This window comes from Serratia sp. OS31 (assembly GCF_014164835.1).
Lineage (GTDB): Bacteria > Pseudomonadota > Gammaproteobacteria > Enterobacterales > Enterobacteriaceae > Serratia > Serratia liquefaciens_A.
On record NZ_JACJFQ010000036.1, the window covers coordinates 1 to 26,518 of the forward strand.

At 55.4% G+C, this 26,518-nt stretch carries 24 protein-coding genes; 5 read left to right on the top strand and 19 right to left on the bottom strand.

Annotated elements, in window-relative coordinates; translation table 11 throughout:
- Nucleotides 1-94 (top strand): IS3 family transposase (locus H5P17_RS22480; RefSeq protein WP_182825102.1); only part of this gene is annotated, 94 nt, incomplete at its 5' end.
- 47 nt (nt 95-141) lie between these two features.
- Here H5P17_RS22480 and accA read toward each other — a convergent pair.
- The 17 genes from accA to rpsB form a co-directional block, all read right to left on the bottom strand.
- Nucleotides 142-1,101: an acetyl-CoA carboxylase carboxyl transferase subunit alpha gene (gene accA / locus H5P17_RS22485; protein WP_020828351.1), complete on the bottom strand. Its 960-nt coding sequence runs from the start codon at nt 1,099-1,101 to the stop codon at nt 142-144.
- 12 nt (nt 1,102-1,113) lie between these two features.
- A complete protein-coding gene (gene dnaE / locus H5P17_RS22490; protein ID WP_182825330.1) occupies nt 1,114-4,602 on the bottom strand; it encodes a DNA polymerase III subunit alpha in 3,489 nt (1,162 codons plus the stop codon).
- An 86-nt stretch (nt 4,603-4,688) separates the two neighbouring features.
- A complete protein-coding gene (gene rnhB / locus H5P17_RS22495) occupies nt 4,689-5,282 on the bottom strand; it encodes a ribonuclease HII (protein WP_020828353.1) in 594 nt (197 codons plus the stop codon).
- Nucleotides 5,279-6,427, bottom strand: a complete 1,149-nt coding sequence (gene lpxB / locus H5P17_RS22500) for a lipid-A-disaccharide synthase (RefSeq protein WP_182825332.1) — start codon at nt 6,425-6,427, stop codon at nt 5,279-5,281. The genes rnhB and lpxB overlap by 4 nt, the downstream gene beginning before the upstream one ends.
- Before the next feature lie 3 nt (nt 6,428-6,430).
- Entirely contained in the window at nt 6,431-7,219 is a 789-nt protein-coding gene (gene lpxA / locus H5P17_RS22505; protein WP_182825334.1) for an acyl-ACP--UDP-N-acetylglucosamine O-acyltransferase, read from the bottom strand.
- Nucleotides 7,220-7,222: 3 nt separating this feature from the next.
- Nucleotides 7,223-7,678, bottom strand: a complete 456-nt coding sequence (gene fabZ / locus H5P17_RS22510) for a 3-hydroxyacyl-ACP dehydratase FabZ (protein WP_017893789.1) — start codon at nt 7,676-7,678, stop codon at nt 7,223-7,225.
- 160 nt (nt 7,679-7,838) lie between these two features.
- Nucleotides 7,839-8,861 carry a UDP-3-O-(3-hydroxymyristoyl)glucosamine N-acyltransferase gene (lpxD, locus tag H5P17_RS22515; RefSeq protein WP_182825336.1) on the bottom strand — a complete coding sequence of 341 codons (1,023 nt, stop codon included), beginning with the start codon at nt 8,859-8,861 and terminating at the stop codon, nt 7,839-7,841.
- Between the two features lie 4 nt (nt 8,862-8,865).
- On the bottom strand, nt 8,866-9,363 hold the full coding sequence (gene skp / locus H5P17_RS22520; protein WP_020828357.1) for a molecular chaperone Skp: 498 nt from the start codon (nt 9,361-9,363) through the stop codon (nt 8,866-8,868).
- Between the two features lie 158 nt (nt 9,364-9,521).
- Entirely contained in the window at nt 9,522-11,924 is a 2,403-nt protein-coding gene (bamA, locus tag H5P17_RS22525; RefSeq protein WP_044553122.1) for an outer membrane protein assembly factor BamA, read from the bottom strand.
- Between the two features lie 35 nt (nt 11,925-11,959).
- On the bottom strand, nt 11,960-13,315 hold the full coding sequence (rseP, locus tag H5P17_RS22530; protein ID WP_044553124.1) for a sigma E protease regulator RseP: 1,356 nt from the start codon (nt 13,313-13,315) through the stop codon (nt 11,960-11,962).
- 28 nt (nt 13,316-13,343) lie between these two features.
- Nucleotides 13,344-14,192 (bottom strand): phosphatidate cytidylyltransferase, encoded by an 849-nt coding sequence (gene cdsA, locus H5P17_RS22535; protein WP_044553125.1) that lies wholly within the window; start codon nt 14,190-14,192, stop codon nt 13,344-13,346.
- Between the two features lie 9 nt (nt 14,193-14,201).
- Nucleotides 14,202-14,960, bottom strand: a complete 759-nt coding sequence (gene ispU, locus H5P17_RS22540; protein ID WP_020828361.1) for a (2E,6E)-farnesyl-diphosphate-specific ditrans,polycis-undecaprenyl-diphosphate synthase — start codon at nt 14,958-14,960, stop codon at nt 14,202-14,204.
- A 278-nt stretch (nt 14,961-15,238) separates the two neighbouring features.
- On the bottom strand, nt 15,239-16,435 hold the full coding sequence (gene ispC / locus H5P17_RS22545) for a 1-deoxy-D-xylulose-5-phosphate reductoisomerase (RefSeq protein WP_182825338.1): 1,197 nt from the start codon (nt 16,433-16,435) through the stop codon (nt 15,239-15,241).
- Between the two features lie 157 nt (nt 16,436-16,592).
- The gene (gene frr / locus H5P17_RS22550; RefSeq protein ID WP_044553128.1) at nt 16,593-17,150 is read right to left on the bottom strand and encodes a ribosome recycling factor; all 558 of its coding nucleotides are present in this window, start codon (nt 17,148-17,150) and stop codon (nt 16,593-16,595) included.
- Between the two features lie 123 nt (nt 17,151-17,273).
- Complete coding sequence (gene pyrH, locus H5P17_RS22555; RefSeq protein ID WP_004952223.1) at nt 17,274-17,999, bottom strand: UMP kinase; 726 nt, start codon at nt 17,997-17,999, stop codon at nt 17,274-17,276.
- Between the two features lie 148 nt (nt 18,000-18,147).
- Nucleotides 18,148-18,999 carry a translation elongation factor Ts gene (tsf, locus tag H5P17_RS22560; RefSeq protein WP_020828364.1) on the bottom strand — a complete coding sequence of 284 codons (852 nt, stop codon included), beginning with the start codon at nt 18,997-18,999 and terminating at the stop codon, nt 18,148-18,150.
- Between the two features lie 128 nt (nt 19,000-19,127).
- A complete protein-coding gene (gene rpsB / locus H5P17_RS22565) occupies nt 19,128-19,853 on the bottom strand; it encodes a 30S ribosomal protein S2 (RefSeq protein WP_044553131.1) in 726 nt (241 codons plus the stop codon).
- A gap of 361 nt (nt 19,854-20,214) precedes the next feature.
- On the opposite strand from rpsB, the gene map reads away from it, so the two are divergent.
- From map to H5P17_RS22585, 4 genes are all read left to right on the top strand, one after another.
- A complete protein-coding gene (gene map / locus H5P17_RS22570; protein ID WP_037418856.1) occupies nt 20,215-21,009 on the top strand; it encodes a type I methionyl aminopeptidase in 795 nt (264 codons plus the stop codon).
- A 74-nt stretch (nt 21,010-21,083) separates the two neighbouring features.
- On the top strand, nt 21,084-23,762 hold the full coding sequence (gene glnD, locus H5P17_RS22575) for a bifunctional uridylyltransferase/uridylyl-removing protein GlnD (protein ID WP_182825339.1): 2,679 nt from the start codon (nt 21,084-21,086) through the stop codon (nt 23,760-23,762).
- A gap of 43 nt (nt 23,763-23,805) precedes the next feature.
- Nucleotides 23,806-24,630: a 2,3,4,5-tetrahydropyridine-2,6-dicarboxylate N-succinyltransferase gene (dapD, locus tag H5P17_RS22580; protein WP_020828368.1), complete on the top strand. Its 825-nt coding sequence runs from the start codon at nt 23,806-23,808 to the stop codon at nt 24,628-24,630.
- A 129-nt stretch (nt 24,631-24,759) separates the two neighbouring features.
- Nucleotides 24,760-25,149, top strand: a complete 390-nt coding sequence (locus H5P17_RS22585; RefSeq protein WP_006318690.1) for a DUF3461 family protein — start codon at nt 24,760-24,762, stop codon at nt 25,147-25,149.
- 98 nt (nt 25,150-25,247) lie between these two features.
- Here the strand turns inward: H5P17_RS22585 and H5P17_RS22590 are convergent, their stop codons facing one another.
- Complete coding sequence (locus tag H5P17_RS22590; protein WP_182825340.1) at nt 25,248-25,697, bottom strand: flavodoxin; 450 nt, start codon at nt 25,695-25,697, stop codon at nt 25,248-25,250.
- A 33-nt stretch (nt 25,698-25,730) separates the two neighbouring features.
- Nucleotides 25,731-26,501 carry a tRNA pseudouridine(65) synthase TruC gene (gene truC, locus H5P17_RS22595; RefSeq protein WP_182825341.1) on the bottom strand — a complete coding sequence of 257 codons (771 nt, stop codon included), beginning with the start codon at nt 26,499-26,501 and terminating at the stop codon, nt 25,731-25,733.
- Between the last annotated feature and the right edge of the window lie 17 nt (nt 26,502-26,518).

A 26,518-nucleotide genomic window follows, 5' to 3' on the forward strand; every position in this document is an offset into this window, starting at 1 on the left:
CAACAACGAACGCATCAAGGTAAAACTAAACGGTCTAAGCCCGGTACAGTACCGGACTCAGGCCATGTTAGCCGCCACGCAAAGTGTCCAATAAATGGGGTTCACTTCACGAAGGCGGTTTCTTGCAACGCGTGACAGCACTCAGCAATAGCCGTAGTTCATCAGGCGCTGGTAGCGGCGGTTAAGCAGCTCTTCGGTGTTCAGGCCGTCGAGATCTTTCAGATCGGCCAGCAGCTGCGCTTTCAACGCTTCCGCCATCGCCGGCACATCGCGGTGAGCAGAGCCCAGCGGTTCCGGGATCACCGAGTCGATCAGCTTCAGCTCTTTCAGGCGCGGTGCGGTAATGCCCATGGCTTCTGCGGCAATAGGCGCTTTGTCGGCGCTTTTCCACAGAATGGAAGCACAACCTTCCGGTGAGATCACCGAATAGGTGCTGTACTGCAGCATGTTCACTTTGTCGCCCACACCAATGGCCAATGCACCACCGGAACCGCCTTCGCCGATCACCGTACAGATCACCGGAATTTTCAGGCGAGACATTTCACGCAGGTTATGGGCAATCGCTTCTGACTGGCCACGCTCTTCCGCGCCCACGCCCGGATAGGCGCCAGGGGTGTCGATGAAAGTGATCAGCGGCATCTTGAAGCGAGAAGCCATTTCCATCAGGCGCAGCGCTTTGCGATAGCCTTCCGGTGCCGGCATGCCGAAGTTACGGCGGATTTTCTCTTTGGTCTCGCGGCCTTTCTGATGCCCGATGATCATCACCGGACGGCCATCCAGGCGCGCAATACCACCGACAATCGCTTTGTCATCGGCATAGGTGCGATCACCCGCCAGCTCTTCGAAATCGGTAAAGATGTGTTTGATATAATCCAGGGTATAAGGACGGCGCGGGTGGCGTGCCAATTGGGCAACTTGCCAGGCCCCAAGATCGGAAAAAATCTTGCGCGTCAGCTCAACGCTCTTTTCACGAAGGCGCTGAACCTCTTCGTCCAGATTAATATCTAATTTTTCGTCTTGACGGCTGACTGCAGTCAGCGAGTCAATTTTCGCTTCCAGCTCTGCAATCGGCTGTTCAAAATCAAGAAAATTCAGACTCATAGCATTCCTATTTTAGTCAAATTCCAGTTCCACCTGCTCATTACCTACCAAAGTCCGCAAATCTATCAATAAGCGGTCGGTGGGCGTCACGCGCCAGGTTGCGCCAAAACGCAGCTTGGCCCGCGCATCTTCCCGTTGATAGTAAAGATGCACTGGAATCGTCCCCGAGCGATGGGGTTCCAAAGACTGACGGAGACGGTTCAAAAGCTGGTCATCAATTTGCCTGTCCGTCAGCGAGATAGCAAGTCCGCGAGCGTATTTTTCACGGGCTTCACTGATATCCATTAGCTCACGGGCGGTCATTTTAAGCCCGCCGCTAAAGTCATCAAAGCTGACCTGTCCACTGGCGATCAGGATACGGTCTTTTTCCAATAAATGCTGGTATTTTTCTAACGCATCGGTGAATAACATCACCTCCAGACGGCCAGAGCGGTCATCCAGAGTACAGATCCCGATGCGGTTACCGCGCTTGGTGACCATAACCCGCGAGGCGATCACCAGCCCAACGGCGGTGGTCATTTTGCCCCGATCCGTCGGGTGCATATCTTTCAAACGCTGGCCACCGGCGTAGCGTTCGATCTCCTTAAGGTACTGGGTGATCGGGTGTCCGGTGAGGTACAACCCCAGCGTTTCCCGTTCACCGTCCAGTACCACCTGCTCCTGCCAGCGGGGCACGTTGGCGTAGGATTGCTCCACTTGCTCCGGCGCTTCCGCCAGTACGCCAAACATGTCCACCTGGCCGATCGCTTCGGCTTTGGCATGCTGATCAGCCGCTTTCAACGCATCGGGCAATGAGTTCATCAATGCGGCGCGGTGCGGCCCAAGGCGGTCGAACGCCCCGGACATGATCAGCTTTTCCAGAATGCGGCGGTTAATTTTTTTGATGTCAGAGCGCGCGCACAGATCAAACAGGTCTTTAAAGTAGCCCTGCTCACCGCTGTTACGCGCTTCCAGAATGGCTTCAATCGGCCCTTCCCCAACGCCTTTAATAGCGCCGATACCGTAAACGATCTCACCTTCATCGTTAACGTGGAAATGGTACTGACCGCTGTTGATGTCCGGCGGCAGGATTTTCAGCCCCATGCGCCAGCACTCATCCACCAGCCCCACCACCTTATCGGTGTTGTCCATATCGGCGGTCATCACCGCCGCCATAAACTCGGCCGGGTAGTGTGCCTTCAACCACAGCGTCTGGTAGGACACCAGCGCATAGGCGGCGGAGTGTGACTTGTTGAAGCCATAACCGGCGAATTTCTCCACCAGATCGAAGATTTTTACCGACAGTTCGCCGTCGATGCCGCGTGCTTTTGCCCCATCCTCGAAACCGCCGCGCTGCTTGGCCATTTCAACCGGGTTCTTTTTACCCATCGCACGGCGCAGCATGTCCGCGCCACCCAGCGAATACCCGGCCAGGACCTGGGCAATCTGCATAACCTGTTCTTGATACAGGATAATGCCGTAGGTCGGCTCCAGCACCGGCTTGAGCGACTCATGCTGCCACTGGATATCCGGGTAGGAAATTTCTTCACGGCCGTGCTTACGGTCGATAAAGTTATCCACCATGCCTGACTGCAGAGGCCCAGGGCGGAACAGCGCCACCAGTGCGATCATGTCTTCGAAACAGTCGGGCTTCAGACGTTTGATCAAATCCTTCATGCCGCGCGATTCAAGCTGGAAGACCGCAGTGGTCTCCGAACGCTGCAGCATATCGAAGCTTTTCTTGTCTTCGAGCGGGATGGCGGCGATATCAATCGGCTCCAGCCCGGTTTTGGCGCGCCGGGCGTTGATCATCTCCAACGCCCAGTCGATGATGGTCAGGGTACGCAGGCCGAGGAAGTCGAACTTCACCAGCCCTGCATATTCCACGTCGTTCTTGTCGAACTGGGTAACCGGATGCTGCCCCTCGGCGTCACAATAGATCGGCGCGAAGTCAGTGATTTTGGTCGGCGCGATCACCACGCCCCCGGCGTGCTTACCGGCGTTACGCGTTACCCCTTCCAGCTTGCGCGCCATGTCGATCAGCGCCTTAACTTCCTCATCGGCCTCGTAAATTTCCGGCAGTTGGGGTTCGGCGGCAAAGGCTTTTTCCAGCGTCATGCCCGGATCGGGCGGCACCAGTTTGGAGATGCGGTCGACGAAGCCATAGGGGTGGCCCAGCACGCGGCCTACGTCGCGAATAACCGCTTTCGCCGCCATGGTACCGAAGGTGATGATTTGCGATACCGCCTGACGACCGTACATGTCCGCCACGTGCTCAATCACCAGATCGCGTTTTTCCATGCAGAAGTCGACGTCAAAGTCGGGCATCGAAACACGTTCCGGGTTCAGGAAACGTTCAAACAGCAGGTCAAACTCCAACGGGTCAAGATCGGTGATTTTCAGTGCATAGGCTACTAACGAACCGGCACCAGAACCACGCCCCGGGCCTACCGGTACGTTGTTATCCTTCGACCACTGGATGAATTCCATCACGATCAGGAAGTAACCCGGGAAGCCCATCTGGTTGATCACGTTCAGTTCAATATCCAGACGTTCATCGTATTCAGGGCGACGTTGAGCGCGTACTTCCGGGTCGGGGAACAGGAACTCCAGGCGTTCTTCCAGCCCTTCCTTCGACTTGAGGATCAGGAAGTCTTCGGTGCTCATATCACCGGTCGGGAACTGCGGCAGGAAATACTCGCCGAGGCGAATCGTCACGTTACAACGCTTGGCGATCTCTACGCTGTTGAGCAACGCTTCCGGGATGTCGGCAAACAGCTCGCACATCTCATCTTCGTTGCGCATGTATTGTTGCGCCGTATAGTTGCGTGGACGCTTGGGATCGTCCAGCGTGAAACCATCATGAATGGCGACGCGAATTTCGTGGGCGTCAAAGTCGTCCTCGACCAGAAAGCGCACATCGTTAGTGGCCACCACCGGCAATCCGCGTTCGGTGGCCAGCGCCACTGCGGCGTGCAGATAGTTTTCTTCGTCCGGCCGACCGGTGCGGATCAGTTCGAGGTAATAACTGTCCGGGAAGTATTGCTGATAGAAATCCAGGCACTGCTCCACCTGCGGCTGGTTGCCGCGCAGCAGAAACTTGCCGACGTCCCCCTGGCGCGCGCCAGAAAGCAAAATCAGCCCTTCACGGTGCTCAATCAACCAGTCGCGATCAATGGTCGGGCCGGCGGCACCGTAACCACGCTGATAAGCGCGGGAAATCAGCAACGTCAGGTTTTGGTAGCCTTCGTTATTGGCGGCCAGCACGGTGAGCTGCGCCAGCTCATCGCCCAGCACTTCGCTTTGCACATGAAAATCCGCGCCGATGATCGGTTTGATCCCGGCGCCGTGCGCGCTGCCATAGAACTTCACCAGACCACACAGGTTGGTAAAGTCGGTAATTGCCAAAGCAGGCATGGCTAACGCGGCGGCTCTCTTCACCAACGGCCCGATCTTGGCTAATCCATCAATCATGGAGTAGTCGCTATGAACGCGCAGGTGAATAAAACGAGGTTCGGCCATATCCAGATACCTGAATCTAGGGGCTCAGCGGACTGAACCCGGGTTAACGCTATCGCTTGTCTGGCCCGGATAACCAGGCCTGCAGATTACAGCCCCAGCGCCCTTCTTACCGGGGCAAAACTGCGGCGGTGATGCTCGGTCGCACCCAGCGCGGCCAGCCGCTCCAGATGGAAGGCGGTCGGGTAGCCCTTATGCTGCGCAAAACCGTAGTCGGGGAACACAAGATCCAATTCGGCCATTTCGCGGTCACGCGTTACCTTAGCCAGAATGGATGCCGCGCTGATTTCCGCCACGCGGCTGTCTCCCTTCACCACCGCCTGTGAACGCATCGGCAATTTCGGGCAGCGGTTACCGTCGATCAATACCATGTCCGGTGCGATATGCAACCCGGCAACCGCACGCTGCATCGCCAGCATAGTGGCATGCAGAATGTTAAGTTGGTCGATCTCTTCTGGCTCAGCGCGGCCCAGGCTCCAGGACAGCGCTTTCTCGACGATTTCGTCATACAGCGCCAGGCGGCGCTTTTCACTGAGCTTTTTCGAGTCCGCCAGGCCCACGATCGGCCGGGCGGGATCGAGGATCACCGCAGCGGTAACCACTGCGCCAACCAAAGGGCCACGCCCCACTTCGTCCACGCCGGCAATCAGCGTGGCGACAGGATAGATGAAAGGTTCAATCATGCTTTTGCCAGCTCCAACACAGCCTGAGCGGCCTGTTCATCAGCACCGCAACGGATGCTTTGGTGCAAAGTAAGGAAGGTTTGTTTCAGTTCGTCGGTTTGCGGGCCGTCTTCCAGCAGCGGCATCACCGCCGCCGCCAGCTTGTCCGGCACGCAGTCATGCTGCAGCAGTTCGGTGACGATTTCACGGCCTGCCAACAGATTGGGCAGCGAGACATACGGCGTCTTCACTAACCGCTGCGCCAGCCAGAAGGTAAAGGGTTTCATACGGTAGCCCACCACCATCGGACATTTGGCCAGCATGCACTCCAGCGCGGCGGTGCCTGAAGCCAGTAATGCCGCATCGCTGGCAACCATCGCCTCACGCCCTTGACCGTTCAGCAGATGCACCCGCAGCTCGGGCGCCACTTCAGCTTTGATCCGCTCAAACTGTTCGCGACGTTTGGCGTTAACCAGCGGCACCACCAGCTCAAGGTCGGGATAACGGGTACGCAGCAACTGCGCCGTTTTCAGGAAGTCGGCGCTCAGCATCTCAACTTCTGCGCTGCGGCTGCCCGGCAACAGGGCCAGACAACGTGCATCGGGTGCGATACCCAGCGTAGCGCGCGCAGCCAATTTGTCCGCCTGCAGCGGCATGGCATCAGCCATGGTGTGGCCGATAAACCGGCAGGGAACGTTAAAACGATCGTAAAACGCTTTTTCGAAAGGGAGAAACGCCAGCACCAGATCGGTGGCTTTGCCAATTTTGAAAACGCGCTTTTGACGCCAGGCCCAGACGGACGGGCTGACATAGTGAATGGTGCGAATGCCGCGTTGTTTCAGACGGCCTTCCAGGGTGATATTGAAGTCAGGCGCGTCGATACCCACAAACACGTCCGGCTTCAGTTCGCTGAACCGGCGGGTAAGATCCTTGCGGATCTTTAACAGGCGTGGCAGGCGCTCAAGCACCTCCACCACGCCCATTACCGCCAGCTCTTCCATTTCGTACCAGGTTTCACAGCCTTCAGCCTGCATCAGCGGGCCGGCGACGCCAACAAAACGCGCGTCGGGGACTTGCGCCTTAAGCGCGCGGATCAATCCGGCGCCAAGAATATCACCGGAAGTTTCTCCGGCGACCAATCCGATAGTCAATGGGCGATTTTGCATAGGTCAGCGAATGATACCGCGGGTTGAGCGGCCAAAGAAATCCAGGAACTGCTGCACCACCGGCTGCTCTTTTGCCAGGGTTTCGATTTCTGTTTTCGCTTCATCCAGCGTTTTCTCGCTGCGATAAAGGATCTTGTAGGCGTTACGGATTGCCTGCATTTGATCTTTATCGAAACCACGACGTTTCAGGCCCACGGCGTTAACGCCGAATGGCGTGGCGTGGTTACCCTGCGCGATGACAAAAGGAGGCACGTCTTGGGCAACACCGGAACAACCGCCCACCATCACGTGGGTGCCGATGATGCAGAACTGGTGGATAGCCGTCATGCCACCAATAATGGCATGGTCGTCAATTTCCACATGCCCGGCAAGCGTAGCATTGTTCGCCAAGATACAGAAATTACCCACCACACAGTCGTGCGCAACGTGCACGTTAACCATCAGCAGGTTGTCATTACCTACCTTGGTCAACCCTGTGCCCTGCGCTGTGCCGCGATGAATGGTCACGCTTTCGCGAATGCGATTGCGATCGCCAATCTCGACACGCGTAGGTTCGCCCGCGTATTTCAGATCCTGATTCACTTCACCAATAGAGGCGAATTGATAGATCTGGTTATCGCGACCGATTTTGGTCAGACCATTCACCACAATGTGGGACTTCAGTACCGTGCCTTCGCCGATTTCCACCTGGGAGCCGACGTAACAGAAGGGACCGATGTGCGCGCCAGCGCCGATAACGGCACCTTCTTCGATAATCGCGCTAGGATGGATAAAGGCGGTTTTGTCGATCACGGATTAAGCCTCCCGGCTGCGCGCACACATCATGGTTGCTTCGCAGACAATTTTGCCGTCGACGGTTGCCACGCCTTTAAAGCGCGTCAGACCACGACGTGTTTTCTCAAAGGTGACTTCCATGATCATCTGATCACCAGGCACTACCGGGCGTTTGAAACGGGCTTCATCGATACCGGCGAAGTAATACAGCTCGCCCGGTTCCAGTTTGCCGACGCTTTTGAACGCCAAAATACCGGTGGCCTGCGCCATGGCTTCCAGAATCAATACGCCTGGAAAAATCGGCTTACCAGGGAAGTGTCCCTGGAAAAACGGCTCATTTACAGATACGTTCTTCACCGCACGCAGGAATTTGTGCTCCTCAAACTCGAGGACGCGATCAACCAGCAAGAACGGGTAACGGTGAGGAAGCAACTCTAAAATTTCTGCAATATCCAGAGTATGAGTGTCAGTAGTCAAAATACTCTTCCTGTCTCTAAAAACTGATGGCATCAACAACACGGCCTGCGCTGACCCCAAAAGGAGATCATCATGCAGGCCGCAAATTAACAACTCTTTGCGCTTTTGGTCTCATGACCAACGCGTTTCGTTTTGTACCCAGTCAGGCGGGCGGTAGTGATTAGTCCTTTCCGACTTTTCGTTCGACAGCTTTTAAGCGCTTGCTAATCTCATCGATATTCATCACCAACGCAGCGGTTTTACGCCAAACTTTGTTGGGTTGTAACGGAATGCCCGAAGAGTATACCCCAGGTTCGGTGATTGGTCGCATAACCATTCCCATTCCGGTGACAACAACCTTGTCGGCGATCTCCATGTGACCATTGATCACGCTGGCTCCACCGATCTGGCAGTAGCGGCCGATTTTCAGGCTGCCCGCCATGATAACACCGCCGGCAACGGCAGTATTGTCGCCAATCACAACGTTATGTGCAATCTGACATTGGTTGTCGATGATAACACCATTCCCGATCTGGGTGTTATCCAACGCGCCGCGGTCAATGGTGGTGCAAGCGCCGATTTCGACGCGATCGCCGATAATCACCGTGCCCAACTGAGGAATTTTAATCCAGTTGCCGCGTTCGTTGGCATAGCCGAAACCATCAGCACCAATCACGGTGCCCGATTGGATCAGACAGTGCTGACCGATCTCGACTTCATGATAAATCGTTACGTTCGCCCACAGACGCGTACCTGCGCCAATGCGTGCACGTTTGCCGATAAAACAGCCCGGGCCGATAACCACGTTATCGCCAAGTATGGCACCCGACTCGATCACCGCATTCGCACCGATGGCAACATGCTGCCCCAAAGTGGCTTCAGGTGAGATTACTGCGCTAGGGGCAATATCCTGGGCCGGAGACGGGGTGGTGTCCATCAGTTGCGCCATGCGCGCGTAGGTCAGGTAAGGGTTTTTAACCACCAGCGCCGCAGAACGGCAGTGTGGTAAATCCGCCTCGGTAAGCACCACTGCGCTTGCCTGGCAGGAAGCCAGCTGCTCTTGATAGCGGCTGTTTGACAAAAACGTGATTTGGCCAGCCTGTGCCGAATGCATAGAAGCAATGCCGGTGATGACGAGATCGCCATCACCGTGCAATTGTGCATCCAACTGCTGCGCTAAATCAGCCAGTCGAATAGAAGGCATGTTGTTATTTAACCTGTTTCAGCACGTCAGCAGTGATGTCTTTAGAAGAACCTGCGTAGGCAACGGCGTTAGCATCGATCACTACGTCGTAGCCTTCTTTGCTGGCAACAGATTTCACAGCGTCCTGAATACGGCTCAGGATTTTGTTACGCTCTTCCATCTGGCGGCGACGGTTGTCCTGCTCAAAAGCCTGAGCTTTCTGAGAGAACTGCTCGCGCTGTGCCATCACGTCTTTTTCGAGCTTGCTGCGATCGCTGGCTTTCATGGTAGCGCCATCACGCTGCAGACGTTGCATTTTGGTCTGAAGGCTACGCTCCATGTTCTGAAGCTCACCCGCACGGCCTTTGAACTCGTTTTCCAGCTGTTTAGCTACGGTTTCACGAGCCGGCAACTGTTGGAAAATGCTGGAGACGTTAACTACAGCGATCTTATCTGCTGCCTGAACGCCAGCTGAAGCAGCCATTGCTAAACCGAGGCCTGCGGCACACAACCACTTTTTCACTATAAACTCCTTACCATCACCCATTTGTGCCATATGACACTTGAAGTACACAATCTGCCAGACTTATCCCGCAAAACAATGAGAATCATCTCTGTGTTCCGGCGGGCGCCTGGCATTTGCGATTCTTAATAACTGCTTATGCCCAGAAGCTCGACCCGTTACCAGGTCTTACCAATGTTAAATTGGAACTGTTCGGACTTGTCGCCTTCGTATTTCTTGATCGGGTTGGCATAAGAGAACACCAATGGCCCCAAAGGTGACATCCACTGCAAGGCGATACCGGCAGAAACGCGGATATTGCTCGCTTTACTGTAGTCCGGAATATCGTACATGCTGGTCTGAGAATTCTGCCAGTTGGTATCCCATACGGTACCCGCATCCATGAACAGGGAAGTACGCACTGAGTTGGCGTATTTCTCGCTGATGAATGGCGTTGGCGTAATCAGCTCCATACTGGCGACGGCCATAGCGTTACCGCCGACCGCATCGTCCGAATTACAAATCGTTGCGCCATTGCTGCAGCTATACGAGTTGGAATTGTAGTACGCCGCTTTTGGACCGATGGTGTTCGAACCGAAACCACGCACGGTGCTGGAGCCGCCGGCGTAGAAGTTCTCGTAGAACGGCATTTCTTTGCCGCCCAGACCATCTGCATAACCCAGACGACCACGACCCAACAGCACCCAGGTGCGATCGTCGTTGATTGGGACGTATTGCACACTGTCCAGCGTCAGCTTGTAGTATTCGTTATCCGACCCCGGAATGGTCACTTTACCATTCAGCGTAGTGCGGTTACCCGAAGTTGGGAAATAACCACGGTCCAGGTTGTTGTAGGTCCAACCCAGGTTCAGCGTGAAGTCATCCGCAGAGTAGCTGGCGCGGTCGGTCTTGTTCGGATCCAGACCCATCGAGTCCAGATAACGCCACATGGCAACCTGCGGCTGCATGTTGGACAGGCCGTTATGCACGTAACCCAAACCGGTACGCAACGAGTTGTTTTCGTTGATTGGGAAGCCCAGGGTGCCGTCTATACCGTAACTCTTGTTGGTATAGTCGGACAGGTCCGCATCGTCCGCTTTAAAGTCGTTGTAGAAGATACGCCCGCCCAAACTCACACCGTCAACGGTGAAGTACGGGTTGGTAACCGACAGCTCGGTGTAGGTCTGGTAGTCGTTCTTGGTGCCGCTGATACCGACGGAGTAGCCGGTACCCAGCCAGTTGTCCTGCTGGACCCCCGCCTGGAAGCTCACGCCGCTCTCGGTGCCGTAGCCGACGCCGAAGTTGAAGGTACCGGTGTTACGCTCTTTCACTTTGTAAGTGACGTCTACCTGATCCGCAGTGCCAGGCACGCGCTGGGTTTCCACATCTACCGTTTCAAAATAGCCCAAACGGTTCAGACGTTCTTTACCCTGCTCGACCTGAGCGTTGCCCAGCCACGCACCTTCCATCTGACGCATTTCACGGCGCAGTACGGAGTCTTTACTGGTGTCGTTGCCTTCGAACTTGATGCGACGCACATAGAAACGGTTGCCCGCATCGATGTTTACGTGCAGCTTCACGGTTTTATCCGCGTCGTTGATTTCAGGCTGAGTAGATACACGCGGGTAGGCATAACCATAACGGCCCAACATCGTTTTGATGTTATCTTCCATTTTGGTGACTTTGCTGCCGTTATACAGTTCACCCGGTTCAATCTTGGTCAACTGGGCGACTTCCGCCGAGTGGCCGGCCAGATTGCCGTTCACCATCACGCCGGTGAGCTTGTACTGCTCGCCTTCAGTGATGTTGATGGTGATGTAGATGCCTTTTTTGTCCGGCGTCAGGCTGACCTGAGTCGAATCGATATTAAAGCGCGCGTAGCCGCGATCCAGATAGAAGCTGCGCAGGGTTTCAAGGTCACCCGCCAGCTTTTGTTTCTGGTATTTGCGATCGCCAACCAGGTTCCACCACGGCACTTCATCACGCAGTTGGAAGCGTGAAATCAGCTCATCGTTAGTGAAGGCATGGTTGCCGACAATGTTGATTTGTTGAATCTTGGCGGAAACCCCTTCCGTGAACACCAGTTTCAGGTCGACACGGTTACGCGGCAACGGCGTGACAACGGCTTTCACCGAGGCGCTGTATTTACCGACGCTGTAATAGAAGTCTTCCAGCCCTTTTTCAATGCTGGATATCGTGGTGCGGTCGAGCGCTTCGCCAACCCGAACGCCAGAGGCCTCCAGGTTTTGCTTGAGCATGTCATCCTTCACCGACTTGTTGCCGGAGAAAGTGATGCTGGCAATGGTAGGGCGTTCCTTAACCTGAACAATCAGCGTATTACCATCGCGCAGCACGCGAACGTCCTCGAAGTTGCCAGTGGCAAACAAGGCACGGATGGTATTACTGATATCATCGTCAGAGACGGTATCGCCTACGCGAACCGGCATGTTGAGTAACGCCGCACCGACGGCGACTCGCTGCAGGCCTTCGAAATGAATATCTTTCACTACGAACCCGTCTGCACCGTATACGGTGGCGCTGCCAAACAGCAGCGACGCTATGAGCAACTTTTTCATCGCCATCGTTGTTATGCGTTCTTCCTAACCTATCCCCGCCCCTAAAGGCGAGAAAAATCATTGAAAAGTGCAAGACCCATTAAAAGCACCAACACGATCGAACCTATGCGGTAACTGTAGTCCTGTACTCGCTCGGAAACCGGCCCACCCTTCAGCTTTTCTATCGCCAGGAAGAGGAGATGCCCACCATCTAACACCGGTAATGGGAACAGGTTGATGATGCCCAGGTTGACACTGATCAACGCCAGGAACATCAAATAATACACTAACCCGACCCCGGCTGACGCCCCTGCTCCCTGTGCAATCGAAATCGGGCCACTCAGGTTGTTCAGCTTCACATCACCGGTTATTAATTTACCCAGCATTTTGACCGTAAGGCTCATCAGCTGCCAGGTCTTGTCCCCAGCCTGATACAGCGCCGGGAAAGGTCCATACTGGCGAATCGTTTTGTACTCGTCCGGCAGCGGCAACACCTTCGGAATGATGCCTGCAAAACCCACCGATTTGTCTTTTCCCACCGGCTTTGTATCCGGTATCAGCGTCAAAGACAAGGGGGCGCCGTTTCTTTCAACCTCTAAAACCAGCGGTTGCCCAGGGCCGTTGTGGATCCGTTTAACCAACGTTTGCCAACGACCCAATAGCTGACCGTCGACTTTAACGATCCTGTCCCCCGCTTGCAAACCCGCCTTTTGTGCCGCCGACCCCGGCTGCACTTCGGCAAGGACAGATTCTATCTGTGGGCCGCGCGGAATAATACCCAGCGCAACCACGGGATCCTGTTTGTCCGGCTCAAAATTCCACTGGCGCAAATCCAGAGTTTTGGTCACCACCTGAGAAGAGCCAAACGGCGCAATACCCACTTCGGTTTCCGCGTCGCCGATCTTCGCCACCAGCGCCAGACGAACTGATTCCCAATCAGGCGTTTCGATGCCATCAACGGACTTAAGTTCCATTCCAGGCGAAATTTCAGCGTGGGCGGCTATCGACTGTGGGGATATTTCACCAATTACCGGGCGGAAGCTGGGAACGCCGATAATAAAGACCAGCCAGTAAGCAAGGATAGCAAACAGGAAGTTGGCGATAGGGCCGGCACTGACGATAGCGGCGCGTTGCCACACGGTTTTGTTGTTAAATGCCTGATGGCGGAATTCCGGCGCAACCGAATCAACCCGCTCATCGAGCATCTTCACGTAGCCGCCCAGCGGGATCAGGGCAATCACGTACTCCGTCCCCTGGCGGTCAGTACGGCGCCATAAGGCGCGACCAAAACCGATGGAAAAGCGTTCTACACGGACGCCGCAACGACGAGCGACCCAAAAGTGCCCGAACTCGTGCACGGTGATCAAAACACCGAGTGCAATAAGAAATGCGACTAAGTTCCAGAGCACGCTACCCATAATCCCTTCACTCCCCGTCGTTGACGGATTAAAACACTAACAGCATCAGGCAGGCAAATACAGGCACTGCTGCGGTCAGGCTGTCGATACGATCCAGTATACCGCCATGACCCGGTATCAAATGACCACTGTCTTTGATACCCGCTTCGCGTTTGAACATGCTCTCGGTAAGATCGCCCAGCACGGAAGCCAGTGCGGCAATCACCGAACAAATCAGTAAGGTGGTCGGCACGATATTCAACGGGGCATAACGGCCAAACAACCAGGATATCAGGGCCGAGGTAATCAGACCACCGATGAGCCCTTCCCAGGTTTTCCCCGGTGAAACTTTTGGCGCCAGCTTATGCTTGCCGAACAGTTTGCCGAACATGTAGGCGCCGGAATCCGCGCCCCAAACCAGCAACATCACATACAGCAGCCACCATGCGCCGGTGAAGTGGTTTTGCTCATAGCCGAACTGACGCAACGACAGCATGCCCCAGAAGAACGGCACTATGGTTAGCAAGCCAAAAATCAGACGTATTGGACGCGAATTACGCCACAGCGCGGCAGACCCCGGATAAAACAGCACCAGCAGCAGCGCCGCCAACCACCAGGCCAATGACAGCCACAGCGGCCCGCCTACCTGAGGCAGGTGAACCGACTGGTGATAGGCCGGAATGCTGAGCATCATCAACGCCAGCAGGAGGCCGCACAATATCGCCAGCCAGATGCGCTGCGAGCGGGAGGTAAAACCGGCCAGTTGGCCCCACTCCCAGGCTGCCAGCATGCACACAGCCAGCGTGACCAGGGCAAAGCCCACCGGCGGCAGCAAGAACAACGCCGCGATAACAATCGGGATTAAAATCAGAGCCGTTATGAGGCGATACTTCAGCAAAAGTTCCCCCTAGGACGCATTGGCGCCGATAGGTGTTGTTCCCCCGAAGCGACGCTCGCGTTGTGCAAATGCATTCAGCGCACCTTCAAAGACAAGTTCATCAAAATCAGGCCAGAGTACATCAGTAAAGTAAAGTTCGGCATAAGCAATTTGCCACAGCAAGAAGTTACTGATGCGGTGTTCACCGCCCGTGCGGATCACCAGATCCACCGGTGACAGATCGCTCATGCAGACCCGCTCACCCAGTAATTCTTCGCTAATTTGATCCGGACGCAGCGAACCGTCCTTCACCTGCTCAGCCAGTTCCCTTACTCCCTGAATAATATCCCAACGGCCGCCGTAGTTGGCAGCAATGTTGAGCGTCAGGCCATCGTTATTTTCAGTCAGTTGCTCGGAGCGACGGATCCGCTCTTGCAAACGCGCGCTGAAACGGCTGATATCGCCGATCACCCGCAGTCTGACGTTATGTTTATGCAGGCTTTTTACTTCGCTGTCCAAGGCACGGACGAAAAGCTCCATGAGGGCGGAGACTTCCTGCACCGGACGGTTCCAGTTCTCGCTGCTGAAGGCATAAAGCGTGAGCGCATCTAAATGGTTGTTGGCGGCAAAACTGACCGCGCGACGAACCGATTTCACCCCTGCTTTATGACCGAAGACACGTAACTTACCCTGACGTTTAGCCCAGCGCCCGTTACCGTCCATGATAATGGCAACATGCCGTGGCCCCAGAGTGGACGGATTAGCCTCTTGTTGATTTGCGGACGACATAACTCGTACTTATTTCCTCAATAGAAATACAACTGCCCTTCCGGAACATCAGGCCCTTACGCGCAAAAAAAGCCGTGTGCCCGACACGGCTTTTCAGTCTGCCCGGCGGCAGTCGGTAATTTCCGCTGCGCCGTTGGCGTTCGAGATATCAATCGGGCCAAAATTCAACGGTATAACCGCTGACAAGTGGCGCAGACTATATCACCTCAGCTGGGCCTGAACAAACGGCCCCACTGCGGCACGCGTAATTTGCGAACAAAATAAGATAAATGCCGTTATCAGTTGCGCAGTGATTTAACTAACCCAACAGCAACCTCACGAGCCTGGCGATCTATTTCTAAGACCGCATCAATGCAGGACGGTTCCTGCAGTGATAGCCGTTCGACTACTTTTTGGTTCACCGCCGCAATATCGGTAAAGCGAATCTGCTCCTGCAGGAAAGCCGCCACCGCCACTTCGTTAGCCGCATTCAGTGCGGTGGTTGCCGCCTGCCCGGCGTCAAAGGCCTCGATGGCCAGATACAGGCAGGGATAACGTTCCCGTTCAGGTTCGGCAAAGGTCAGCGATCCGATGCGACAAAAATCCAACGCTTCCACGCCAGAGCTGACCCGCTGCGGGTAAGCCATAGCATGGGCGATCGGCGTGCGCATATCCGGCGTGCCCAACTGGGCCAGTACGCTGCCATCGGTGTAGCGCACCATCGAGTGGATCACCGACTGCGGATGCAGAATCACTTCCATTTGTTCAGCCGAGGCGTTAAACAGCCAGCGGGCCTCAATATATTCCAGTCCTTTGTTCATCATGGTGGCGGAATCCACCGAGATCTTGCGCCCCATCGACCAATTGGGATGGGCGCAGGCCTGATCCGGCGTCATCGTGGCAAACTGTTCCAGTGGCGTAGTGCGGAACGGGCCGCCGGAACCGGTGAGCACGATGCGCGACACACCATGACTGTCTAATGAAGAGTATCCCAACTGACGCTGAATGCTCTCAGGCAAACTCTGAAAAATGGCGTTATGCTCGCTGTCCAACGGCAGCAACTGCGTCTGACTTTTTTGCACCGCGTCCATAAACAGGCGCCCACAGGTCACCAGCGATTCTTTGTTCGCCAGCAGCACCTGCTTGCCTGCGCGAATTGCCGCCAGCGTGGGTAGCAGCCCGGCAGCGCCGACGATGGCGGCGGTAACCTGATCGACGTCATCCAACGCCGCCAGTTCACAAGCGGCCTGCTCGCCTGCCATCACCTCGGTGGCAATGCCATTTTCCGCCAGCAGAATGCGCAGTTCACGCGCGGCGCCTTCGTCCGCCATCGCGGCATAGGCCGGACGAAATTCCATGCATTGCTGCGCCATAACCGCTACGTTGTGGCCGGCAACCAGCGCTTTAATCGCAAAAAGGTCGGGGTTTTCCCTGACCACGGCCAGGGTACTGGTCCCCACTGAGCCGGTGGAGCCAAGAATAGTCAGTTGCTTCATGAGCTCACTCTGAATAACTGTCTGATGAAATCGGAGGTGCTCCAGTGTGTAACCTTCGCCACCGCTTGTCCATGATCAATCAGCACGATGAAACGGGATCTGCGCCACAAAAAACAAAGCGCCGCCCAGGCGACGCTTTTTTTCTGCGCGATGCTGATTAGAATTCCATCAGCTCTTTTTCTTTATCCGCCAGAGCGGCATCCAGAAGTTTGATGTAAGCATCGGTCAGCTTCTGCACATCGTCTTGCGAGCGACGATCTTCGTCTTCGCTGATTTCTTTGTCCTTCAGCAGCGCCTTAACTTTGTCGTTGGCGTCACGGCGTACGTTACGTACTGCCACACGGCCCTGCTCCGCTTCATTGCGCACGACCTTGATCAGGTCTTTACGGCGCTCTTCGGTCAGAGGTGGCAGTGGAACACGGATCACGCTGCCGGCTGAACTTGGGTTCAGGCCCAGATCAGACGCCATGATGGCCTTTTCTACCGCTGAACCCAGGGAGCGATCAAACAGGTTGATTGCCAGGGTACGGGAGTCTTCTACGGTCACGTTAGCCAGCTGACGCAGCGGCGTCGCAGAACCGTAGTATTCCACCATGATGCCGTCCAGGATGCTTGGCGAAGCACGGCCGGTACGGATCTTGCTGATTTGGTTTTTGAATGCTTCTACGCTTTTTTCCATGCGTGAATCAGCATCTTTTCTGATTTCATTAATCACGTTGCAAACCCTTGGAAGCTGGAGACTTGGCAGGCCATACCACAGTATAGCCCGTGAATTTTACTCAAGGAGAGCGCATAACGCACAACGTTACCCGCTCCCGCTAAATCGGGCAGAACAGCCTTATTTGCTGATCAGCGTGCCTTCATTCTCACCCATCACCACCCGGCGCAGCGCACCCGGCTTGTTCATGTTGAATACGCGAATCGGCAGACCGTGATCGCGGGCCAGCGTAAACGCCGCCAGATCCATCACTTTCAGCTCGCGCTCCAGTACATCTTGATAGGTGATATGTTCGTACAGCGTTGCATCCGGATTTTTAACCGGATCAGCGGAGTATACACCATCCACTTTAGTCGCTTTCAATACCACGTCCGCTTCGATCTCAATCCCGCGCAGGCATGCTGCAGAATCGGTGGTGAAGAACGGGTTGCCGGTACCGGCGGAGAAGATCACCACGCGGTTATTACGCAGCAGGCTGATCGCCTCGGCCCAGCTGTAGTTGTCGCACACGCCGTTCAACGGAATGGCGGACATCAGGCGGGCGTTCACATAGGCACGGTGCAGTGCATCACGCATAGCCAGGCCGTTCATCACGGTAGCCAGCATTCCCATGTGGTCGCCCACTACGCGGTTCATGCCGGCCTGCGCCAGGCCCGCGCCGCGGAACAGGTTACCGCCGCCAATAACTACACCGACCTGAATTCCCAGTTCGACCAGCTCTTTAACTTCCTGAGCCATGCGATCCAAAACGCTAGCGTCGATACCAAAACCTTCTGCGCCTTGCAGGGCTTCGCCACTCAGTTTGAGCAGAATACGCTGATATACGGGTTTTGCATTGGTTGCCATGGTGTTCTGTCCTAAGAAGCAGTATTAGTATTGGGGATTTCAGCCGATGAAGTGCGCCTGTGCTGAGTATCATGCCACAGGGCCTGCCACCGGTGTAATTCTGGCTGGATAAAATGGAACCGCCAGACGGCGGCTCCATTAACAGTCATTAAGACTGCTTGCTCATTGCAGCAACTTCAGCAGCAAAGTCATTTGCCGCTTTTTCGATGCCTTCGCCCACTTCGAAGCGGATGAAGTTAACGACGTCAGCGTTGTGCTCTTTCAGCACCTGGCCAACGGTTTTGCTTGGTTCGATAACGAAAGGCTGACCGGTCAGAGAAACTTCGCCGGTGAATTTCTTCATGCGGCCTTCAACCATTTTCTCAGCGATTTCTTTCGGCTTGCCAGACTGCATGGCGATGTCCAGCTGAACCTGGTACTCTTTTTCTACCACTTCAGCAGACACGTCTTCAGGCTTAACGAATTCTGGCTTGCTCGCCGCAACGTGCATGGCGATTTGCTTAACCAGCTCTTCGTCAGCGCCTTTAGCCGCGATCAGAACGCCGATACGTGCGCCGTGCAGGTAGCTGCCCAGCACTTCGCCTTCCAGGGAAGCCACGCGACGGATGTTGATGTTTTCACCGATTTTGGCAACCAGCGCTACACGTTCTTCTTCGAACTGTGCTTTCAACACTTCAACATCAGTGATTTTGCCTGCAACAGCAGCGTCCAGCACTTTGTCAGCGAATGCCTGGAAACCGGCATCTTTAGCAACGAAGTCAGTCTGGCAGTTTACTTCCAGGATCACGCCGTAGTTGCCTTCGATCTTGGTTTTGATCACGCCGTCAGCAGCTACGTTGCCTGCTTTTTTCGCCGCTTTGATCGCGCCAGATTTACGCATGTTTTCGATTGCCAGCTCGATGTCGCCGTTAGATTCGACCAGAGCTTTTTTGCAATCCATCATGCCAGCGCCAGTACGCTCGCGCAGTTCTTTTACCAGAGCAGCGGTAATATCAGCCATTTCTTTTTCCTCGGTTATCTCACGTAGAGACAGTTCTCATTCAGATAAGCAAAGGGGGCCAATAAAGGCCCCCCTAACCAACATATTCAATACCTGGTTAATAAGGGCTCAGTGACGAGCTTGCCTTATTATTCAGCTTCTACGAAGCTTTCTTCCGCTTGAACGGCCAGATCTTGAGAACGACCTTCACGGACGGCGGCAGCAACGGCAGTCAGGTACAATTTGATTGCACGGATTGCATCGTCGTTACCAGGGATGATGAAGTCAACGCCGTCTGGATCGGAGTTGGTATCAACGATAGAGAATACCGGGATACCCAGGTTGTTGGCTTCTTTGATCGCGATGTGTTCGTGATCGGCATCGATAACGAACAGAGCGTCAGGCAGACCACCCATGTCTTTGATACCACCCAGGGAGTTTTCCAGCTTGGCCAGTTCGCGAGTACGCATCAGCGCCTCTTTCTTGGTCAGCTTGTCGAAGGTGCCATCTTGAGACTGGATTTCCAGATCTTTCAAACGTTTGATTGACTGACGAACGGTTTTCCAGTTAGTCAGCATGCCGCCCAACCAGCGATGGTTCACGAAGAACTGATCGCAGCCGATAGCATATTCTTTTACCGCTTCGCTTGCTGCGCGCTTAGTACCAACGAACAGGATCTTACCTTTACGGGAAGAGATCTTGGTCAGTTCAGCCAGTGCTGCGTTGGCCATTGGTACAGTTTTTTCCAGGTTGATGATGTGAACCTTGTTACGTGCGCCGAAGATGAAAGGCTTCATTTTCGGGTTCCAGTAACGGGTCTGGTGACCGAAGTGTACACCAGCCTGGAGCATGTCGCGCATGGAAACAGTTGCCATGATTAAACCTCTATAGAGTGAGTTGGGGTTATGCCTCCACGTATCCCATAACGCCGACCCTGGCGGTGATAAATCACCTCAGGGCACCCCGGCGGATGTGCCGATACGTGTGTGTTATTTACACAATGTGAGTGCAGTTAAAGTATTTTCGGCCTTTCCCGTCCTTATCGCAAGGACCAAGACGCGGATCTGCCGGCGCGCTTTATACCATAAACCCACCCCGGACACCAACTTTTGTTGTCACTGTCGTCGTCGCCGAGAAATCAAATTTGGCAGCCTCAGGCGGGGCTGATACCATAAGAGACTGCTTCTTATTATTTCTTTCTGTTGTCGGCGAGCACGACACCTGCGGACGAATTTCATGGCAATCTCAATTAAAACACCTGATGACATCCAAAAAATGCGCGTGGCCGGCCGCCTGGCTGCCGAAGTGCTGGAAATCATCGAGCCGCACGTCAAGCCTGGCGTGACCACCGGCGAACTGGATCGTATCTGTCACGATCACATCACCAACCAGCAGCAGGCAATTTCCGCCTGTCTGGGCTACCACGGTTTCCCGAAATCCGTGTGCATCTCGGTTAATGAAGTGGTTTGCCACGGCATCCCGAGCGATGACAAGGTCCTGAAGGACGGCGACATCGTGAATATCGACGTTACCGTGATCAAAGACGGTTTCCACGGCGACACATCCAAGATGTTTATCGTCGGCAAACCGACCATTCTGGGCGAGCGTCTGTGCCGCATCACGCAGGAAAGCCTTTACCTGTCGCTGAAAATGGTGAAGCCGGGCATCCGCCTGCGCACGCTGGGCAAAGAGATCCAGAAATTCGTTGAAGCCGAGAACTTTTCCGTGGTGCGCGAATACTGCGGCCACGGCATTGGCGAAGTGTTCCACGAAGAACCGCAGGTGCTGCACTATGATGCCGACGACGGCGGCGTGGTACTGCAACCCGGTATGGCCTTCACCATCGAGCCAATGGTCAATGCCGGTGATTACCGCATCCGCACCATGAAAGACGGCTGGACGGTAAAAACTAAGGATCGCAGCTTGTCGGCGCAGTATGAGCATACTATTGTGGTCACAGATAACGGCTGCGAGATAATGACGTTGCGCAAGGATGACACCATCCCCAACATCATTACGCACGAGATGTAAGCGCCGCGGCGTATTGCCGCGATGCATGATGTCACAGGCCGGCTTTTGCCGGCCTTTTTTATGGGCTGCGTACTATGTCTGAAAACTTTCGCCAACAAGACACCTCGGTCATTCCACGGCAGGCCGTACCGGAGCAGCCTGAATATCCCAACGCCTATGGCGATGAGGAGCTCAACTGCATCGCGCTGAAGCAGCGCCTTGAGCAGTTCCAACTGTGGCTGGCGGCGGCATTCAACGCCGGCTCCAGCGCCGAAAGCCTGGTCGCCGCCCGCAGCGACTTTATCGATCGCCTGCTGCGCCGCCTGTGGGTGTTCTACGGTTTCGAAGATATTCCGGAAACCGCCTTGGTGGCGGTCGGCGGCTATGGCCGTGGCGAATTGCACCCGCTTTCGGACATTGACGTACTGGTACTGAGTCAGCGCCGCCTGAATGAACAGCAGTCCCAGCGCGTGGGAGAATTTATCACCCTGCTGTGGGATCTTAAGCTGGAAGTGGGTCACAGCGTACGCACGCTGGAAGAGTGCCTGCTGGAGGGCCTGGCGGATCTGACCGTCGCTACTAACCTGATTGAATCGCGTATGATCTGCGGCGATGTGGCCCTGTTCCTGCAAATGCAAAAGCACATTTTCAGCGACGGCTTCTGGCCCTCCCCCCAATTTTTCCACGCCAAGGTGGTCGAACAGCAAGAGCGCCACCAACGCTACCACGGTACCAGCTACAATCTGGAACCGGACATCAAAAGCAGCCCCGGCGGCCTGCGGGACATTCACACCCTGCTGTGGGTAGCACGCCGTCATTTCGGTGCCACTTCGCTGGACGAAATGGTCGGATTCGGTTTTCTGACCCAGGCCGAACGCAACGAGCTTAACGAATGCCAAAGCTTCCTGTGGCGCATTCGCTTCGCGCTGCATCTGGTGTTGCCCCGCTACGATAACCGATTGCTGTTCGATCGCCAGCTCAACGTGGCGCAGCTGCTGCGTTATGAGGGGGAAGGCAACGAGCCGGTCGAGCGCATGATGAAAGATTTTTATCGCATGACGCGCCGCGTCGGCGAACTGAACCACATGCTGCTGCAACTGTTCGATGAGGCCATTCTGGCGTTGGACGCCACGGAAAAACCCCGGCCGTTGAACGAAGATTTCCAACTGCGCGGTGATTTGATCGACCTGCGTGACGAAACGCTGTTTATCCGCCAGCCGGAATCGATCATGCGGATGTTCTACCTGATGGTGCGCAACCGCGAAATCAAAGGTATTTACTCCACCACCGTACGCCAACTGCGCCATGCGCGCCGCCACCTGAAACAGCCGCTGTGCACCATTCCGGAAGCGCGCGATCTGTTTATGGCCATTCTGCGCCATCCGGGCGCCGTCTCTCGGGCGCTGGTGCCGATGCACCGCCACAGCGTGCTGTGGGCCTATATGCCGCAATGGGGCAAGATCGTCGGGCAAATGCAATTCGACCTGTTTCACGCCTACACCGTAGACGAACACACCATTCGCGTCCTGCAAAAGCTGGAAAGCTTTGCCGATGCCGAAACGCGGCCACGCCATCCGTTATGCGTTGAGCTGTATCCGCGCTTGCCGAATCCGGAACTTCTGCTGCTGGCGGCGCTGTTCCACGATATCGCCAAAGGCCGCGGCGGCGACCACTCGATCCTCGGCGCGCAGGATGCATTGGAGTTCGCCGAGCTGCATGGTTTGAATTCCCGTGAGTCGCAACTGGTGGCCTGGCTGGTACGCTGCCATTTATTGATGTCGGTCACCGCCCAGCGGCGCGACATTCAGGATCCGACGGTGATTCAGCAGTTCAGCGCCGAAGTGCAGAGTGAAACCCGTCTGCGCTATCTGGTCTGCCTGACCGTAGCGGATATCTGCGCCACCAACGAGACCCTGTGGAACAGCTGGAAACAGAGCCTGTTGCGGGAACTCTATTTCGCCACCGAAAAACAGCTGCGCCGCGGCATGCAGAACAGCCCGGATTTGCGCGAACGCGTGCGTCACCACCGCCTGCAAGCACTGGCGCTGCTGCGCATGGACAATATCGACGAAGAGGCGCTGCACCGTATCTGGAGCCGCTGTCGCGCCGATTACTTCCTGCGCCATTCGCCGAACCAATTGGCCTGGCACGCACGCCATCTGCTGGCCCATGACTCCACCAAGCCGCTGGTGCTGGTCAGCCGTCAGGCGACGCGCGGCGGCACCGAGATTTTCATCTGGAGTCCGGATCGCCCGTACCTGTTTGCCGCCGTGGCCGGCGAAATGGATCGCCGTAACCTGAGCGTGCATGACGCGCAAATCTTCACCAACCGCGACGGCATGGCAATGGATACCTTTATCGTACTGGAGCCGGATGGCAGCCCGCTGGCGCAGGACCGCCATGCGGCGATCCGTCATGCGTTGGTGCAGGCCATTACCCAGCGGGAATATCAGCCGCCGCGCGTACGCAGGCCGTCCTCCAAGCTGCGTCATTTCAGCGTACCGACGGAAGTCAGCTTCCTGCCGACCCATACCGACCGCCGCAGCTATCTGGAACTGACCGCGCTCGATCAGCCAGGCCTGCTGGCCCGGGTGGGCGAAGTGTTCGCCGATCTCGGGTTGTCACTGCACGGCGCGCGTATCTCCACCATCGGCGAACGGGTCGAGGATTTATTTATTCTGGCCGACAGCGATCGACGCGCCCTTAACCCGGAAACGCGCAGAAAGTTGGAACAACGGTTGACAGAGGCCCTCAATCCAAACGATAAAATGTGATACAAGTAACTTTTTCGTAGACAACATCAGGACAGAGAACAGCATGCAGCAATTACAAAACGTTATTGAAAACGCCTTCGAACGCCGCGCGGAAATCACCCCGGCGAACGTAGACACCGTAACGCGCGAAGCGGTAAACCAGGTGATCGGCCTGCTGGACAGCGGCGCCCTGCGCGTTGCCGAGAAGATTGACGGTCAGTGGGTAACGCATCAGTGGCTGAAAAAGGCCGTGCTGCTTTCTTTCCGCATCAACGACAACAAAGTGATGGACGGTGCCGAAACCCGTTATTACGACAAGGTTCCGATGAAGTTCGCCGACTACGACGAAGCGCGCTTCCAGAAAGAAGGCTTCCGCGTAGTGCCTCCGGCTACCGTTCGCCAGGGCGCATTCATCGCCCGCAACACGGTTCTGATGCCATCCTATGTGAACATCGGTGCTTACGTTGACGAAGGCAGCATGGTTGACACCTGGGCTACCGTCGGCTCTTGCGCGCAAATCGGCAAGAACGTTCACCTGTCCGGCGGCGTCGGCATCGGTGGCGTACTGGAGCCTCTGCAGGCCAACCCGACCATCATTGAAGACAACTGCTTCATCGGCGCGCGTTCAGAAGTGGTTGAAGGCGTAATCGTCGAAGAAGGTTCAGTGATTTCCATGGGCGTATACCTGGGCCAGAGCACCCGCATTTACGACCGCGAAACCGGCGAAGTGCACTACGGCCGCGTGCCTGCCGGCTCGGTGGTGGTTTCCGGTAACCTGCCGTCCAAAGATGGCTCTTACAGCCTGTATTGCGCGGTGATCGTCAAAAAAGTCGATGCCAAGACGCGCGGTAAAGTCGGCATTAATGAGTTATTACGCACCATCGACTAAGCTGAAGATAGCGGGTGAATCACCCGCTATTTTTTTGTCTTCATTACGTGAGCAGTCACAGTCTCTGGCGCGGTTATTCGCCATAATCCCAGACCGTGGAATAAAGTTTATTTATAAGGTGGCGCTATTATGTATGACAACCTGAAAAGCTTAGGAATCAATCAACCGGAAGATGTCGATCGCTATAGCCTGCGTCAGGAGGCCAATAACGACATTCTTAAGATTTATTTCCGCAAGGATAAAGGCGAGTTCTTTGCCAAAAGCGTGAAATTCAAATATCCGCGCCAACGCAAGACCGTGGTCGCGGACAATGCCGGCCAGGGTTACAAAGAAATCCACGAAATTAACCCGAACCTGCGCTACGTCATCGATGAACTGGATCAGCTGTGCCAGCGTGACCAGGTCGAAGTGGATCTGAAACGCAAAATTCTTGATGACCTGCGTCATCTGGAAGGCGTGGTTTCCCACAAGATTGCCGAGATCGAATCCGATCTGGAAAAGCTGACCCGCGGGAAGTAAGGGTTTAGCGAACTGATACTACAGATTGTAGGGGCGCAGCATGCTGCGCCCGCATTCATCGGGGCGAATATATTCGCCTCCTACAGGCGCAGGGTAAATTATTTCAGCAATGTGGCCCACTGCTCGACCCACGGACAGGAAACCACTTCCGGCTCCGGCTGTTCCATCGCATCGATTTCCAGCATTTCACCCACGCGGGTCGCCCCTTGCTCTTGCAGCAATGCGTCAAATGCGCGCCCTGCGCCGCAGAAGTTATCGTAGCTACTGTCACCCAAGGCGATCAGACCATAGCGCAGCTCCGGTTGGTAGCCGACCTGATCGCGAATGGCATGGAACAGCGGTGCAATGCTGTCCGGCAAATCGCCCTGACCGGTGGTGGAGGTAATCACCAACGCGTAATGCTGACGGTAAAACTGCCAGGCTTCCAGCGTGCCCTCCTCGAACAGTTTGACCTCATGTCCCTGTTCGCTGAGGATATTTTCCGCTTCTTCCGCCACCAGCAGTGAGTTGCCGTAAACCGTTCCCACGAAGATTCCAACCTGAGCCATTGCTCCTACTCCCTTAAATACCTTTAGAAATGATCAGTTATCCTGACCGCTAGCCGAGGGAAACTCAACCCCGGCAAGCTCAGGGATACTCTCCGCCCAGCCAAACTGTGACATAACGCCCTGCCAGGACTGGTCCCAGCGAGCGGAAATCTGCAGTGGTTTGCCGGTCACCGGATGAGTCAGCTGCAGATGGCTGGCGTGCAGCATCAGGCGCGAGCAACCGAAATGCTCGGCCATGCCGCGGTTCTGGCGCAGGTCGCCGTGCTTGCTGTCACCGATGATGGGATGGCGAATATGCACCATATGACGCCGCAGCTGGTGCTTGCGGCCATGTTCCGGTTTCAGCTCAACCAGGCTGTAGCGTGCGCTGTCGTAACGGCCAATCGCCACCGGCATTTCTGCCTGCGCCAGCGGCCGATAATGGGTGATCGCCGGCTGCGGGCCTTTGTCCGCCGTGGCAAACTTATCGGCGATTTTGTCCAGTTCTTCCGTCAACGGGTAATCGAGGGTATCGCCTTCCAGCACGTAACCGCGCACCACCGCATGATAGGTTTTCTGCATTTGGTGCTGTTCAAGCTGCTGCGACAACAGCCGCGCCACCTCGCTGGACAGCGCCATCAGCAACACGCCGGATGTAGGACGATCGAGGCGATGCACGGTAAACACATGCTGGCCAATCTGATCGCGCACGGTCTGCATCACAAACCGGGTTTCATGGCGATCCAGCCAGCTGCGGTGCACCAGCCAACCGGACGGCTTGTTTACCGCCACCAGGTGCTCGTCCTGATACAAAACCTCAATCACAATCTCTTTTCCTACGT